The 14,082-nt window shown below is 56.6% G+C and carries 23 protein-coding genes; 8 read left to right on the forward strand and 15 right to left on the reverse strand.

All coding sequences use genetic code 11. The features are described from left to right. The first annotated feature begins 40 nt into the window (after positions 1 to 40). Entirely contained in the window at positions 41 to 409 is a 369-nt protein-coding gene (locus JZY08_RS07065; protein WP_216331396.1) for a hypothetical protein, read from the forward strand. 62 nt (positions 410 to 471) lie between these two features. Here the strand turns inward: JZY08_RS07065 and JZY08_RS07070 are convergent, their stop codons facing one another. From JZY08_RS07070 to JZY08_RS07085, 4 genes are all read right to left on the reverse strand, one after another. Continuing rightward, positions 472 to 822 carry a hypothetical protein gene (locus tag JZY08_RS07070; protein ID WP_216331397.1) on the reverse strand — a complete coding sequence of 117 codons (351 nt, stop codon included), beginning with the start codon at positions 820 to 822 and terminating at the stop codon, positions 472 to 474. Further along, on the reverse strand, positions 819 to 1,085 hold the full coding sequence (locus JZY08_RS07075; RefSeq protein ID WP_216331398.1) for a hypothetical protein: 267 nt from the start codon (positions 1,083 to 1,085) through the stop codon (positions 819 to 821). Before JZY08_RS07075 ends, JZY08_RS07070 begins: the two co-directional genes overlap by 4 nt. After that, the gene (locus tag JZY08_RS07080; protein ID WP_216331399.1) at positions 1,085 to 1,861 is read right to left on the reverse strand and encodes a phage antirepressor KilAC domain-containing protein; all 777 of its coding nucleotides are present in this window, start codon (positions 1,859 to 1,861) and stop codon (positions 1,085 to 1,087) included. The genes JZY08_RS07075 and JZY08_RS07080 overlap by 1 nt, the downstream gene beginning before the upstream one ends. A 75-nt stretch (positions 1,862 to 1,936) precedes the next feature. Continuing rightward, a complete protein-coding gene (locus tag JZY08_RS07085; RefSeq protein WP_174068277.1) occupies positions 1,937 to 2,098 on the reverse strand; it encodes a hypothetical protein in 162 nt (53 codons plus the stop codon). Positions 2,099 to 2,261: 163 nt separating this feature from the next. On the opposite strand from JZY08_RS07085, the gene JZY08_RS07090 reads away from it, so the two are divergent. Continuing rightward, the gene (locus tag JZY08_RS07090; RefSeq protein WP_216331400.1) at positions 2,262 to 2,801 is read left to right on the forward strand and encodes a type II toxin-antitoxin system VapB family antitoxin; all 540 of its coding nucleotides are present in this window, start codon (positions 2,262 to 2,264) and stop codon (positions 2,799 to 2,801) included. Between the two features lie 168 nt (positions 2,802 to 2,969). On the opposite strand, the gene JZY08_RS07095 is transcribed toward JZY08_RS07090, so the two are convergent. From JZY08_RS07095 to JZY08_RS07115, 5 genes are all read right to left on the reverse strand, one after another. Next, positions 2,970 to 3,266 (reverse strand): hypothetical protein, encoded by a 297-nt coding sequence (locus JZY08_RS07095; RefSeq protein ID WP_216331401.1) that lies wholly within the window; start codon positions 3,264 to 3,266, stop codon positions 2,970 to 2,972. Further along, the gene (locus JZY08_RS07100) at positions 3,263 to 3,913 is read right to left on the reverse strand and encodes a hypothetical protein (protein ID WP_216331402.1); all 651 of its coding nucleotides are present in this window, start codon (positions 3,911 to 3,913) and stop codon (positions 3,263 to 3,265) included. Before JZY08_RS07100 ends, JZY08_RS07095 begins: the two co-directional genes overlap by 4 nt. Further along, on the reverse strand, positions 3,910 to 4,263 hold the full coding sequence (locus JZY08_RS07105) for a winged helix-turn-helix domain-containing protein (RefSeq protein ID WP_216331403.1): 354 nt from the start codon (positions 4,261 to 4,263) through the stop codon (positions 3,910 to 3,912). Before JZY08_RS07105 ends, JZY08_RS07100 begins: the two co-directional genes overlap by 4 nt. A gap of 101 nt (positions 4,264 to 4,364) precedes the next feature. Beyond that, the gene (locus JZY08_RS07110; protein WP_216331404.1) at positions 4,365 to 4,925 is read right to left on the reverse strand and encodes a hypothetical protein; all 561 of its coding nucleotides are present in this window, start codon (positions 4,923 to 4,925) and stop codon (positions 4,365 to 4,367) included. Between the two features lie 6 nt (positions 4,926 to 4,931). Then, the gene (locus JZY08_RS07115) at positions 4,932 to 5,384 is read right to left on the reverse strand and encodes a hypothetical protein (RefSeq protein WP_216331405.1); all 453 of its coding nucleotides are present in this window, start codon (positions 5,382 to 5,384) and stop codon (positions 4,932 to 4,934) included. A gap of 529 nt (positions 5,385 to 5,913) precedes the next feature. Between JZY08_RS07115 and JZY08_RS07120 the strand changes: the two genes are divergently transcribed. Then, positions 5,914 to 6,699 (forward strand): tyrosine-type recombinase/integrase, encoded by a 786-nt coding sequence (locus tag JZY08_RS07120; protein WP_216331406.1) that lies wholly within the window; start codon positions 5,914 to 5,916, stop codon positions 6,697 to 6,699. Positions 6,700 to 7,013: 314 nt separating this feature from the next. On the opposite strand, the gene JZY08_RS07125 is transcribed toward JZY08_RS07120, so the two are convergent. Beyond that, positions 7,014 to 7,502 carry an energy transducer TonB gene (locus JZY08_RS07125; protein WP_253204061.1) on the reverse strand — a complete coding sequence of 163 codons (489 nt, stop codon included), beginning with the start codon at positions 7,500 to 7,502 and terminating at the stop codon, positions 7,014 to 7,016. A 381-nt stretch (positions 7,503 to 7,883) separates the two neighbouring features. Between JZY08_RS07125 and JZY08_RS07130 the strand changes: the two genes are divergently transcribed. From JZY08_RS07130 to JZY08_RS07145, 4 genes are all read left to right on the forward strand, one after another. Then, on the forward strand, positions 7,884 to 8,216 hold the full coding sequence (locus JZY08_RS07130) for a hypothetical protein (RefSeq protein ID WP_216331407.1): 333 nt from the start codon (positions 7,884 to 7,886) through the stop codon (positions 8,214 to 8,216). Positions 8,217 to 8,366: 150 nt separating this feature from the next. Beyond that, positions 8,367 to 8,618: a hypothetical protein gene (locus JZY08_RS07135; protein WP_003495780.1), complete on the forward strand. Its 252-nt coding sequence runs from the start codon at positions 8,367 to 8,369 to the stop codon at positions 8,616 to 8,618. A gap of 202 nt (positions 8,619 to 8,820) precedes the next feature. Beyond that, positions 8,821 to 9,048: a hypothetical protein gene (locus JZY08_RS07140; RefSeq protein ID WP_035242455.1), complete on the forward strand. Its 228-nt coding sequence runs from the start codon at positions 8,821 to 8,823 to the stop codon at positions 9,046 to 9,048. A gap of 251 nt (positions 9,049 to 9,299) precedes the next feature. Continuing rightward, positions 9,300 to 9,488, forward strand: a complete 189-nt coding sequence (locus tag JZY08_RS07145; protein WP_020012681.1) for a hypothetical protein — start codon at positions 9,300 to 9,302, stop codon at positions 9,486 to 9,488. Positions 9,489 to 9,631: 143 nt separating this feature from the next. Here the strand turns inward: JZY08_RS07145 and JZY08_RS07150 are convergent, their stop codons facing one another. Then, positions 9,632 to 9,883: a hypothetical protein gene (locus JZY08_RS07150; protein ID WP_216331408.1), complete on the reverse strand. Its 252-nt coding sequence runs from the start codon at positions 9,881 to 9,883 to the stop codon at positions 9,632 to 9,634. Positions 9,884 to 10,034: 151 nt separating this feature from the next. Next, on the reverse strand, positions 10,035 to 10,193 hold the full coding sequence (locus tag JZY08_RS07155; RefSeq protein WP_167373899.1) for a hypothetical protein: 159 nt from the start codon (positions 10,191 to 10,193) through the stop codon (positions 10,035 to 10,037). Positions 10,194 to 10,543: 350 nt separating this feature from the next. Here JZY08_RS07155 and JZY08_RS07160 point away from each other — a divergent pair, with 350 nt between their 5' ends. Further along, complete coding sequence (locus JZY08_RS07160) at positions 10,544 to 10,978, forward strand: PACE efflux transporter (protein ID WP_082184317.1); 435 nt, start codon at positions 10,544 to 10,546, stop codon at positions 10,976 to 10,978. Positions 10,979 to 11,011: 33 nt separating this feature from the next. Here JZY08_RS07160 and JZY08_RS07165 read toward each other — a convergent pair whose 3' ends face one another. The 3 genes from JZY08_RS07165 to JZY08_RS07175 all read right to left on the reverse strand — a co-directional run bounded on the left by JZY08_RS07165 (position 11,012) and on the right by JZY08_RS07175 (position 14,074). Continuing rightward, positions 11,012 to 11,980, reverse strand: a complete 969-nt coding sequence (locus JZY08_RS07165) for a dienelactone hydrolase family protein (RefSeq protein ID WP_216331409.1) — start codon at positions 11,978 to 11,980, stop codon at positions 11,012 to 11,014. A 102-nt stretch (positions 11,981 to 12,082) separates the two neighbouring features. Beyond that, positions 12,083 to 12,688, reverse strand: a complete 606-nt coding sequence (locus JZY08_RS07170) for an ABC-type transport auxiliary lipoprotein family protein (protein ID WP_003495772.1) — start codon at positions 12,686 to 12,688, stop codon at positions 12,083 to 12,085. 15 nt (positions 12,689 to 12,703) lie between these two features. Continuing rightward, positions 12,704 to 14,074, reverse strand: coding sequence for an MlaD family protein (locus JZY08_RS07175; RefSeq protein WP_216331410.1), 1,371 nt, complete (start codon positions 14,072 to 14,074; stop codon positions 12,704 to 12,706). Between the last annotated feature and the right edge of the window lie 8 nt (positions 14,075 to 14,082).

The raw sequence follows: 14,082 nt of genomic DNA on the forward strand, positions 1-14,082 counted from the left end.
CTGTCTCTAGGATAAGTTGAACGCCCACGAGGAGGGGAACATGAATGATGCATTGAAAGCGCTTATTGCTGCGGCATGCGTTTGCATAATCGCAGCGTCAAGCTGGTATCTATACAAGGAGCGACAATCGTATGTTGCCGAGCAAAAGCGCCGGCAAAGCCTCTCCGATATCGCCACGACGCAAGACATTGACCGGCTACGCGAACTTGCCATCAAGAAACAGAGAGAGCTAGCCGCTGTCCGGATCACTCCGCAACGATGCGCTGACATCGCGAAAGCAACAATTCCTGATAAGGCTGGAGAGCCACCCAAGACTTATGAGTTCGTTGAAGAGTTGAAGCTATGCGATGACTTTAAGCGATTAGGCGCCTACGACAGACATCAACTCGATTTGATCGGCGTGTTCTAATAAGAAAGGCGGCTTGCGCCGCCTAACTCACTGTATTTTAATGTGTCACCGCTGTGGTGACATTAAGCCGGAAGACCTTCGAGATAACCGAGAACAGCACGGCACATACGTTCGCCCACCCTGTCGATGAAGACTTCCTCTTCCTCCATCAACTTTAAGGCTTCGATAGCGCCTTCGCGTGTCAGTGCCGGTTGGTCCCAATTGTCAACGATGCGTTCTGTGCGGCCGATCGTCATCTCGTAGACGGCATCTTCGGTCTCGCTAGTGGTCGGGGTCACGCAGTATGCCGCTTTCCCCGCCCGGTAATCCCTGATGGCCTGCGCCAGTGGATCGGCTGCAACGGCAACGCCTGCGGCTGAGTGGCCGGCAATGGCGACGACAAGGCCTCCCTTTAGAACAGTGCGCCGGTTCATGCTGCACCGCCTTTCAGACCAGCCATAAGGCATAGTTCGGACACCTTCTGACCGGCTTCGGTTAGCTTGAGCTTTTGAAAGGCGCCCTTGCTCTCGGGGTCGATCACCTCCATCAGCCCACGATTGACCAACCCCGGCGCTCCATAGTGGCCGGTATCGACGGCTTTTCCCTGCGAGGCAGAGACCAGCGTGTTGACCATCCGGCTCGACAAGTCGATGCGGAAAGCGGACCCCGTGACATAGCTTGCGAAGAGAGTGTTCATTATGCTGCCCTCCCTTCGCTAGAAGGATGATCTTCCTGCCATTTTTTGTGCAGATAAGTCACACCTTTCCCTGTCACCAATGTTTTGGTGTAAGTGATGTCTTCACCGGTCTGCGGGTCTTTGCGCTTCCGCTCGATCACTCGGAAATAACCTGCATCTTCATACCGCTGATATGGGCGATTGTTTGCCATCAGGAAGCTGCGGTCACGCAACCAGCCCATGAAGCGATTGCGGCCAGTGCCGAAGACTTTGGCAACAGCCTGGAAGTCTTGAGCGTTGATCGCTGACGCCACCCCGTCATGAAACTCAGCTTTCGGCTGCATCTCAGTGATAGCAGCAGCCTGCTTCTCAATTTGCTCCGACTGCTTCGCCGCGAGCCTTAGGGCATCTGCGAAGGTCTGAGGAATAGTGAACGCCGGAACTGTCTGCTGAGCTGCGAAGTAGCGCTCAATCATTTCATCGAAAACTTCCCACGCTTTATCGTCGCCAAGCGTCTTCGCAATCTTAAGATATCCGCGTTTAGTGATAAGGATTACAGACGCTGGCGTTCCGCCTTGCGGCCGTGTGAAACCAAGGCGACGGATTTCGTCGGGTTGGTTCAAGGTGATGATATCTTCCGATTCAACAAAGCGATCGCGATTGTCGCGAAAGTTTCGTCCAGCCGTCCCGTCAGGCCTGCCGTGTACCTTATCGATCATCGCAAACGTCACCACCTGATGACCGCGATATTCGATCTTGCGAATTTCTGTCCCTGATATGATAATAGGATCATTCATCGTCGGTTCCTTTTCTAACCGCTGGTGATAGGGAGACCGCCCGGCAAGGCGGTTATTTCGTTCGAAGGGTGCGGATTAGGCTGTGATAGGCTCCGCGCCCTTTTCTTTTGTGGTAGCCTCAATACCGGCGAACACGAGTTCCCTTACAATATCAGACCTGTTTCTGATCCGGCGGGCAAAGCCCCAGTCATCAATGGTTTCCAGTTCGGATTCGGTAAACGGCGTGGCGATCCGCATCCGTTCCTCATTTGATCGCGCCTTAGATGCTCGCAACGTGCATTCCTTTCGTGATTTGTGTTGATGTTGCGATACACATTTACGCTTATATTAATTGTGTCGTCAAGCGACAATTGCAATGATTTTTCATTACGTGTATCTGTGCGCAATACAGAGGTGATGCATGGCTAAGAAAACATCCAAGAGTGAATCCCTGTCCATACGGATGGACCCTAAAACCCGGTTCATGCTGGAGTTTGTCGCACGGCTACGCGGACAGACGATCACAACTGTTATAGAGCGCGCGATTACCGAGTCGGCCAATAGAGCGACCATCCAGCCGGATTACAACGAACCAGAGACAAGCTGGCGAGACTTCTGGTCCGTCAATGAAGGCGAGCGCTCGCTAAAGATTGCCGGAGAGCCGCAGTTGCACCCAACTTTTGAAGAAGAGAGACGCTTGGCATTCACAAAGCGCTTCTGGCCGTTCTTCTACAAAGACAAAAAGTGCAGCGCCTTCCGAGAGGATTACATCGACATCCTGTGGCCCAGCATCGACAACATCATTGAAAACCACGACGAGCTGAAACACTCGAACATAAACGCTGGCCCAGAGTACATGTCATCGCTCCTATCGGACGCAAAGATTGATCCGCCTCGCTGGCCACCGCTTGAGCGGTCTGGCTTTGCTGATGCAATGGATGATGACGACATCCCGTTCTAGGAACAGAAAAGGCGACCCCAAAGGATCGCCCTGCCTTGCCATGACTGGCCTTAACTCGCCAAACCATGCCTCGCCTTGCCTGCCAAGCTCGCTTTCGCGCCCGAGGTTGATTTGAGAACTCTCGGCGTAACTCAATGAGCGGAGATTGCTCTATATCTGACCGCGTGTCTAGCCCCCGCTCTGTGAATGTCGGCTGATGAACTCGTTGACGGTTTCCTTGCGGGGGTCATACAGCTTCGCCTCTTCGACGTAGAGAGCCCCCTCTCGGTAGTAGTATGGAGCGGGGACATCAATGAACATCACAGTGGCGGGTGTTTCGGCGGCCACCACACCATAATGAGCGATGCCGCCATGCGGAACCTCCATTGCGGCCCAAGCCACATTGATCCTCGCCTTTGCCTCTTTGGCAGCTACCGGAACGAATGGCAGGGCAAGCAACGCGGCTATGAATGATCTGCGGTTCATTGTTCTCTCTCCATAGGCGGGATGCTCAAAGGCTCCTTGCCCGAGTTGAAACCAGACAGATAAGCCGCCGCCATCTTCCGAATAAGCCGGAACTCCCAAGGCTGGAGCGCGAGGTCATTTGCCGACGCGAAGGCCACCAGCTCTTGCCAGTCCGGCGTTCCAAGACCCATCCCGTTTGACCGGATCGGGCCGAGTTCCTTTAGGGCTTCAAGAAGATACTCTCCTGCCTCCAAATCGGGCATGGGCGGGGTGACACCTGAGGCGAGGTACTTCTGACCCCGGCTCATCTTCTCGTTCGTGATTGTAGACGCCAGCCAGCCGAGTTGCTGGGCAGCTAAGACTAGCTGGCGCTCTCGTTTCCCAGGATAGATCATGGCGTCGGCGCTGGTGTTGGCGATCTTGGCAAGGATCTGCTGCTCCAGGACGGCGAAGTCAGGAAGGCGCTTGTGGCGCTCCTTTATGCCGCGAAGGAGATTTGCGACCTTCATGCCGATCTGGTCGCTGGTGTAATAGTGGTCTGCCTTATCGGGCATCTGGAAAACGCCGCATTCGATATGGGAGAAGTTGCCGTCTTCACGCTCGCGCTCTGGGCTGAAGAGAGCCCATCCGGTGCTTTTGCTGGGATCGAAGCCGAGGATGAGTGTCATGGCGTCACCTCGACCGGGATAAGCCGCCACTGTGCCAAGTTTCCAGCACCGCCACGCGAGTTGGTAATGGTCCACCCGAACGGTTCGATCTGCCGGCGCAACTGGCTGACGATTGCCATCACGACATGATCTGCTGTTTCAGGCCCACCGTCGGCTCGACCGCCATAAATCCGGTCGATGATGCGATCTCGGTAAACGGCCTTCCCCGGCTTCTCGGCAAGCATCGCCATGATGAGGCGGCGCGACGGCTGGGTGATGTTTTCAACAACCTGATCCAGTGGAGCGGCTGTACCAATATGGCCGCCGCACGACGGGCAACAAAACTGACTTGTCTGAGGTATGTGGTTCATTGCCATCCTCGTGGAAGAAAGAACCCGGTGCGGGGTCCGCTTTGAATTCTCGCACCGGGTTAGTTGGGCCAGCGCTTGGGAGAGAAGCTGGCCGGGGGAACTCAGTCGTCTTGCTGGAGGGTGAAGGGATCATCGCCATCGGCAGTATTTGCCGCCGGTTCCTCCTTGGATCGCGCTGCTTGGGCTTTCTCCATCGCGGCCTTCCAGTTGTCTGCGTACTTCATCTGGCCGCGCTTCCAGCCCGTCATGTAGGCGACATCTTCATCGCTATTCGCGGGATGTTTGGAACTGCCGGGGCCGCCTTCGCCAACAAGGCCATCAGCCTCGCCTTTTGCGTCGTACATCTGGAGGCGGTCGGCTCTGTCGGTGAATAGGTCACCGTTGCTGGCGTCTGGGATCAGCCCCAGCTTGGCGAGAATTTTCTGGTGCAGGCTGTGCTTTGTTACGATCGATGATCCGTCGCCAGCCTTGCGTGCCTTTTCGTGGAAGGTGATTTCCTCCTTCGCGAACCCCCATTCCTTGGCTCGCTTGAAGTTCTCCTTGCGCTTGGATTCAGCGCCGGCGATGACAGCCAGTTCGTCACGCTCTTGGCGGCAGAGAAAGCCGTAAAGCGCCGCTCGTTCATCCTCATTGAGAGTGGTATTCCTGACTGCTGCTGTCATTCGCGATCACCTCCGGTTGGTCGTTTCGATTGATCTGATTGCTGCTGCTTTCGCAGCGTGGACGCGCGAGCCCAAAGCTTCAGCCTCGTCAAAAATATCCGCCACAGCATCATGTCCGTAGGCCTCCTCGATAGCCTGTATGTCGTTCTGAACCTGGGCGATGAGGGCGTGGCAGATGTTGAGGTAGGCGAGACGGATGCGCTTGCAGAGCAATACGTCCATTACCTTCCGCTGCCCCTTCATGAGCCGTTTGAAGCTGGTCGCCGTCATGCCGCACTGACGGGCAACCTTGTTCAGGGCGCGTTCCTCATCGCCCCATCCTGCGCATTCGCGCTGAAACATCTTCTTGGCGACCAAGACCGCCTCTTCGGGGCTATATGCGTCAACTACAGACATCGCTTTCGCCTCATTCCCTGTTTTCAATTCGATCAAAGATTGTTGAGTTTTTGAGCACTTCATGTCGCCGCCTCCTGATAGGTTGAACCCATCGAGAGGCGGCAACGAAAGGAGCTACCACCCCGCCCTAGAGACAGCAGGCACCCGGCCAGCGAACGGAACCTTTGCAGAGGCCCTTTCACCGACTGGAACCGATTGTCTTTCGTATGGATCACTGAGACCGAGCTTGGCGCTGCGCGACTGCGAAATCTGCTTAAGCGCCTCAGCTTCGGTGATGTTTAAAAGATATGCGATGTCGGCCGTATCTCGGCCGGCGCGGAATAGATCGTAAGCGGCGATCGAGGAGCGATAGGTCATTTGCGCGGCCTCGATATAGCCAGGTGCGCCAGTACCGCCGACACGATGAATGCCGAGAAGAATACCGATGCGTAGATGAGGAACTGCTGTTGATCAGGGTGCATGGAGGCGATCATCGCTTGCTCTCCCTAAGTCCGTGGATTTTCACGAGGGCCAAAATCGATAGGTAAAAGGCAACCCCTCTTGGACTGAACTGGCACCGTCGACGCAGCGCGGCTACAAGGCGTCCGGCACTATGATTGTGGAGACGTGGGGCGACATGCTGCCCTCCGACCTGACGACAGTTGACGCTCAGGAGGCCATAGACGAGCTAGGAGAGACGCCGGCGACTGCCAACCAGTTCAGGGCCTTCCTGTCCCGCCTGATGTCCTGGGGTGTTCCCAGAGGCTACTGCACGACCAACGTGGTCGAGCATACCGAGAAAATACCCGGCGGTGAGCCGTGGGTTCCGTGGCCGAATTGGGCCTTCGAGATCATGTTCGAGCATGCCCCCTTCCATCTCAAGCTCATCTGCCTCTCCGCTTTTTTCACCGGCCAGAGACAGAGCGACGTCATCAAGATGAAAAAACCCAAGTCGGGCGACACCACAATGGAAGTCCGAGCTCAGAAGACGAAAAACTCAGTCTGGATACCGATCCACTCCGAATACCGGAAATGGATGGATCGGGCGCCAAAGTCGGACAGCATCATGCTGCACGCTGGTTCGCGCACCGCGTCGTACAAGACGGCTGACGGGTTTCGAACCGAGTGGCAGAAGCTCATGAACAGAGAAGAGTTCAAGCCATTCCGCGAGAACAGAATCGTGTTTCATGGGCTGCGAAAGAATGCGGTGATTAATCTGCTGGAGGTTGGCTGCACCGAAAGCCAGGTTGGCGCGATCTGCAACATGTCAACGCAGATGGTGCAGCATTACGGGCGTGAGGTTGCCCTGAGAAGCTTGGCAAAGGATGCCATGAAGCTGATGGAAGACCGATGGAAAGAAATTGAGCCCTTGGCCTTCAGAAACAGTGGTGATAAATAGCTAATTGCGGTTCCCAATTCACCAAACGTTCCCGGTTTATCTCGGGTGTATTTCGGATAGATTGGAAACCGCCAATATTGTTTTCTCAGTCTTTATTCGATTTCAATATAACTCTTAATCAGCGGGTCGTAGGTTCGAGCCCTACATCACCCACCAAATTCTCTTAACATGACAAGACGTTGTGATGCTTACTTGAAGCATCGCCTTAGCGTATGCGAGTACGCAATCGCGCTCTCGGCAATGCCTGCGCGAGAGGCGCCACCCGTCACCGAAGACACCGGGCACCCCCGTCAGATCCCCCCCCCCCGCAAAGTCTACAACTTCATTTCCGTCACGCTTTTTGCGCCGATGAATCGCGGCTCCAATGGTCGACCGGCAATACGGCCGCCGAATTCCTCGGTGAAAGGAACCGGCGCGGCCTGCTTCACCGCATTGATGGCGGAATCGATAAAGGCCTGCCGTCTCGGGCTCTCCTCCTGCGGGCGCGAGGCAACGACGACGACCTTGCCCCTTATCTCCCCGTCCTTGTGCAGAATGAAGCGCAACGTCACCACAAAACCCTCGGTATCTGCCGGCGGCACCCAGCAGGCGTAGATCGCGTCGAACATTTCATTGAGATCGCTGGCCGGCGTCGGATCCTTGCATTGCCGCGACTGGCCTGAAGCCTGCGTCAAAGCACCCCCAGCCAGGATGGCCAAGGCCACGAGCCCCGACAGATGAAGGCCGCGTGACACCAAAAATAAGTGATTAAACAAATCAAACATCCTTTTATCGAAGACGGCGCCTCGGTGGCCGCCGCCCATAATTTTTTTAGATCTTTGCCGTCAGTAAAAAAACTTGAAAGCGCCGCGCATCGGAAGTGTCCGAACACATAAATTCACCGTCACGACGAAATACATCATTAATTAATAGATAAAAACAACATTAAAACAAATAAATCTGAAATTTATACGGCGATAAAAATCAATTACATGAAAATATTCTAATTAAAAAAGCAAAATAGACGAAATCATAATTTTGAGAATTCAGGATATATTTATGTCATATCAAATATCGTAATATCTTCAGAATACAATGCCATAAACACGACTTCGTCCCTTAACCAAAGCGCGCAGTTTGCATTGCAAGCCGCCTGTTTGGCTGTATGCATTGCCCTGCCAGAACATTGGGCAAAGGGGGACTTCATGACATCGAAATGGGTAATGGCGGCATTTTTCGGCGCGGCGATGACGGTTGCGGGTGCAGCACAGGCGGAAGACCTTGTCTTCACGCTGAAGAACGGGACAAGCTCCGTTCTCAACGCCTTCTACACGTCGCCGGTGGGCGTCAATGACTGGGAAGACGACGTTTTCGGAAAGAAGGCGCTTGGTCCCGGCGAAGAGATGGAAATCACCATCGCCGACGGCCGCAGCGTCTGCAAATACGACATGCGCTTCGAATTCCAGGGCGACGCGCTGGAAGACCTCGAGGATACGCAGAACCTCTGCGAACTCGGCGAATATACCATCACCGAGTAACATCTCCGGCAATGGCGGCCCTGCCCGACAGAGGCAGGGCTCGCACAGGCACAACGGCGTTCAACGCCAGCTTTTCAGCAAACTCGACAAAACGATAAATATCGGCGTCATAGCACTGCCGATCTCCCCAAAGCCGTCTCAATCATCCCTATGATTGGCGTCATGAGATTGATCATCAACATATTGCTGTTCGTCCTCGGCGCAGTCGGGAGCGGGGTATGTGCGTTTTTGTTGTCGGCGGCGCTTGCCGATTCCGGACTTCTCGGTTCCTGTTTTGAGGGTAACTGCGCCTATGCGGCGCTTTTTATGGTGCTGCCCGTCGCGTGGTTCGTGCTTTTTGCGCTTTACGTCATGGCCCTGCTGGTCTGGAGGCGAAAGCCGTTCCGCAATGGAAGGCTCTGAAAAAGGGCATGGCAGCGTCACCGCTACCGCGCGTTCGTTGACAGCGATCAAGACTTGCCGGTAACGTCCGCCTGCTGGGGGATTCGCTGCCAGTGATATGGGAGCCTTAGGGCATACCCGATATCACCGGCCTCTGAATGTGCATGTTCCGATTTGCGTTTCGCGTAACGATCGGCATGACGAAAAACAGGGAGACCAAACGATGCGGGCGGCTATTAATTCTCCATCGCTTTCTATCGACACCATGGACTATCAGGCCGAGTGCCAATTCGCGCTGGAACCCTCCATCCAGGGGCTGATTGAAAAAGCGGAACATGCCGGCTGGAACCGCCAGCAGGCCGCGCTCGCCATCGTCGCGCTCGCCAGCGAACATCTAACCGATCTGCTGTCGGCAGGAATTCCCTTACCGGATCAACGCCCCCTGTCCTGATATCCCCCCGCCAGTCGCGGCGGATCAGCGCGCGGCATCCCTGGCACCTCATTCCGAAAATCGATCGAGCAGACCGGAGCGTCGCCGTCCCATCCACGGATATTCGGCACTCCGCGGTCTCTACCCGCGACGTTGTGGCGGCGGCCAGCTATTGCTCCGGTCCGCACAAGCCGCCCGCCGGCGATCCTGCCACACTGTTGACATAAGCGGCCATTAATGAGAACATAAAGTGAACATTATGGAGGTCAGCGATGAACACAGCAGACGCAACCATAGAAAATGCCCTCTCGGTCGTCGCCCGGTCCCGCGATATGCGCGAGCGCGCGCTTGAGCGCCGCCGCGAGTTGCAGCGGCGAACGGAAGTCATCATAACCCGGCCGCTCTACGTGCTGAAAAAGAACGAAGGGCCAAAGCAATTGTCGTTGAAACTCGACAGCTAGACGGCGTCGGGAACAGTGACCGGGTTGCAGGATGCAGCACCGGAAAAGCGAAGATCGTTCGTCCACCTGCCTCGCAAAAACAAAATCCCGTGCGGATCATGTCACGCACGGGATTTTCAGAATGAAGAGGTCATTGTCTCGTCTTATTGCATGCGCTGCATTGCGGCTTCTGGCTCACCGGTCGTTGCAACCGTTGCCGCGGGAAGGCGATCGGTCTTTTTCAGGATGACGACTGGCTTTTCCACCGGATCAGTGGGTGGAATGATGCTTGCGGTTTTGAATTCACGGTCGACGGCAGGAACGGACGCGTTGATCTTTTCATGACCGGCGCATTCCGCAAGCGCTGCACTGGCGGAAAAACCAAAGACAGCGGCGATAATGAGAACTGATTTCATGTCATTCTCCCTTCGCTTTTATGGCGATCTCCAGTCTAGGTGGAGACGACCCTGATTGAAAATCACACTTTAGAGACATCTAAAGCTCTGAATCATTTCGGCAGTCGTCGTCTTTGATGAGCGGTGGAGCACCAATACTTTCCTGGCGCCCTTATTTTTTCCGCACATCCAGCGGATTTCGGCAAAGCGGCCTGCGAAATATCATCGCCACATAACTTCCTTTCAGGGAAATCAGGCTTGGTGTGTAAGTCGAGGCCTTTGCCGCGTTGGCGGCCTTTATCGTTCTTCCTTCAGAGGAATTCTGCTGCATGGCACGCCTCCTTCCATGAGCGATAACGAAAAAACACCGGTCTTGTTCCGATCACGGTTTCGTTGGTGTGCGCGGGAAATCTCCCCATCGGGGAGAAGATGGCCCAAAGGGTCAGATGAGGGGGCAAGCTCTCCGCACACCTCTACCCTCGCCCCCTCATCCCGCTGCCGCGGACTTCTCCCCGGCGGAGAAAAGAAACAGGCGGCATCCTGCCAGTGACATCGACTGCCTTAGCAATGCCTCGCGCTTGAAAATTTCGCCCAAAACCTCTATATGACCCAGCGCGAGGACGACCTCGGCCATCATGGCGACAGCATGCGGGACGGCCCGGTCACATACCGGAGAATAAATTGCGTTCCCTGCAAGATCGTATCCGCCACGCTCTCAGCTTTGAAATCATCGGCCTTCTGCTCGTCGTGCCGCTGGGCGCGCTCATCTTCGGCATGCCCATGGAGGATATCGGCATTGTCGGCCTGGTCAGCGCAACACTCGCCACCGCCTGGAACTATATCTACAATCTTGGCTTCGATCATGCCATGCAGCGCCTGAAAGGCACGACGCTGAAGACACCCGCCATCCGGGTCGCACACGCGCTGCTGTTCGAACTTGGCCTGCTGATCGTGCTGATGCCCTTCATCGCCTGGTATCTCGGCATCACCCTCGCCCATGCGCTGGTCATGGATATCTCGTTCGCGCTGTTTTACGTGGTCTATGCCTTCGTCTTCAACTGGAGCTACGACCGGCTTTTCCCACTCCCGGAATGGCAATCGCAGGACGCCGTCTGAACAACGGCGCTGCCGGCAGGAAACGGCTGCGTTTCAGCGCAGCGATGCCTTGAAAAAGCTGACGACATCCGCATTGAAGCTGCGGTGAAACGCCATCCGGTCAAAGCCGGAAGCATCGCTGCAGATCTGCGGCACGGCTTTTTCCATCTCTGCGGGGCAAGGTGCGATAAACGAAAAGTGCCCCGCACCCGTCACCGTCCGATAATCCGGTTTCACCGGGAGATGATCGCGCAGCCTGACAATATCCTGCGGCATGACGCCATCGCCACCGCGCTCCGAACTCCAGAGCTGGACGGGGACCTTGATGCCGAGCAGATCGCCGGCACGGGGAAAGGCGTTCAGAGGGTCTGCAACGACCACGGCCTTCACCCGCGCATCGTGAATCCGGTCTTTCGCAGCGGCGCTCTTGTCCCACATCTGCGCACAAATCGCCGCTTGTTCATCCGGACACGGCAGCCCGGCATTTGCGAAATCCGGCACAGCACCGGCAAGCACCAGTGCGGTATATCCGCCCCGCGAAAATCCGAAGACACCGATCCGCCCGGCATCGATGGAACCGGCCTCTTTCCAGTTTGCCAGCATATGGTCAAGCAGGCGCACAATGTCTGCCGGCCGGTCGGTCAGCGCAGAGAGTTCGCCTGCCCGCTTCATGTCAATCGCGTTGTCGCCGGGATGATTGAGCGCTGCGACAATGAAACCGGCATCCGCCAGCGCCGCCGCCGTATCGCGATGGCTGAAATAGGTGCCGGCGAAACCATGGGAAATGACGACAAGCGGATATTGCCCCTCAATAATCGGGCAATCGCGCACGGCAGGCAGCACGAAGGGACCGATCCGTATCTCCACCGGCGCTGCCGCACAGGGTGACCAAACGGCAGCCCGGATCGGGGCTTTGCCGTCAGCGGATGGAACCTCGATCAAGCGCAGGCCAGCCGCCATGGCGGCACCGGTACCGAAGAGCGTGGAAACAAGCAGAAGGCAAAACGGCACCAGAAATCGCATGATGAACCCGCAGATCGAGAGATTGCACGCAAAGCAAGCCTATGGAGCGGCCTCACCGCACCATAGGCTGATTTCTTAAATCCGGTATGACCGCCGCGAGGCTTAAAGCGACTTCAGCGTCCAGGCCACGATCTCGCGGGTGGCGGCGGCAAAGGCCTGATCCAGCGCCTTCACGAAATTGGCGTTGCCGGAACCGCTGACACGTGCACTGGCGCGAAACACCTCCTGCGCCTTTACCGTGCCGTTGCGATCATTCAGGAGCTTCACCGATATTTCGATATTCGCGACATTTTTCGCCGTATCCACCTCGAAGGCACGGATATCGCTCACGACCTGATAGTCGATTGCCAGCCCCTGCCCCGGTCGGCCGACGCCGCCGAGCTTGCCGGTATCCTCGAAGGCTTCCACGAGCTTGGACTGCACCATGCGCGGCAGGCGGTCGCTCCATTGCGAATTGCCGAGATATTGCACCTCCGAGCCCGAAAGACGCACCACGATGTTTTCGCTGTCGAGTGCCTTGAGCGCGGTCGGATCGGCGATCAGCAATTGCCGGTTTTTGAGCGAGGGTCCCTGCATCACCGTTGCCGAAGACACGGAAAGGTCGAACGTGTCGTTCTTCGGCGCACCCGCGCAGCCTGCCAATGCCACGGCAAGCAGCGGGGCCAGAAGCAGGGCGCGGCGTTTGTGGCCGCTCATCAATCGTGTCATTGGCCCATACCCCTCTTAGCGCCTTGTTCTGCCGTCATATTGTTTCACGGTTTCGCCGCCGAAAATCAACCGCTGCGGATCGCGGTCAATATTGGTGATGGCATTGTTCAGATTGTCGACGGTCACCCGCGTGCTGCCGATCAGCGCCTGGAAATCCTTCAGGCCCGAGCTGGAGAAGCGGGTCAGGTTGTCGGCAATAGGCCCGATGCGGGCATTGAGATTGTCGGCCACGGCCTTGAACGAGGTCAAAGTCTCCCGCGCCTTGGCAAACAGCGAATTGGCATCGTCGGTTCCGAGCATGCCGTCCACCTTGGCGAGAATGCCGTCGACGCGGCTAGAGGCAAGGTTCAGCTTGCGGCCCATATCGGTAAAGTCGGAAACCGCCTGATCGATATCGGCGCGGCGGGCACCGACGTCATCGGCAATCCGTTTGAAATTCGCCACAGCGTCACGCGCATCGGCGGTCGCCGCGGAAACATCGCCCACCACGGTGCTGACCTTGGCGGGGTCGACGGAGGCCAGAAGCTCATCCGCGCGCTTCACCACGGTCTGCACTTCCGTGCTTGCCGCCTCGAAATTGCGCGCCGTGTTCTGCACCGTCTCCATGATGCCCTGAATATCGCTGGAGGCAGACGCGACGTCCTTCGTCACCTTGTCGACATTCGACAGGATGGAATCGATCTTGCCGGCATCCACGGCCTTCACCAGATCCTCGATGGCGGTGAGCGTGCCGTCGAGGCGCACGGAGACCGATTGCACGGTGGTGGACAGCGAGCTGAGGCTGGCGATGAAATTCTTTATGCCGTCGGAATTGGCCGCCAGCGCATCGGAGAATTTCTCGGCATTGCGCACCGTCTGCGTCAGCGGGCCACGCGCATCCTGCACGAAGCCCTGCAATTCGCCGATGGCGCCATCCGCACGCTTCAGAATCTTGTCGGCGGTGGCAAGAAGGTTGGTGACGCTGGAAAGGTCGGCCGTCAGCTCGGCGGGAACGCCGCTTTCGACGGCTTTCTGCAGAATGCGCTCGCCATCCTTGTTGCCGCCGGAAAGCTCGATATAGGCAGCGCCCGTCAGGCCCTGGATTTCAAGCACGGCGCGCGTGGACGGGAAAACCGGGGCATCGGCCTGCACCTCGGTAAAGGCGATGGAATAGGCCGGGTCGTCGCGGTCGATGGCAAGGCCGCGCACGGTGCCGACAGGAATACCGTTGAAGCGCACGGGAGAACCGACGGACAAGCCGTTGGCCGAACCGGGAATACGCACGACGAGCTGCGCCGTCGGGCCGCCACGGCCGAATTCCGCCATCCAGTAAACGAAGCCGAATGCGGCGGCGATCACGATCAGCGTGAAAATTCCGACTATGGTGTAGTTCGCCTTGGTTTCCATGCTTCTTG

This window comes from Rhizobium sp. X9, assembly GCF_018873185.1.
In the GTDB taxonomy this organism is placed as follows: domain Bacteria; phylum Pseudomonadota; class Alphaproteobacteria; order Rhizobiales; family Rhizobiaceae; genus Agrobacterium; species Agrobacterium oryzihabitans.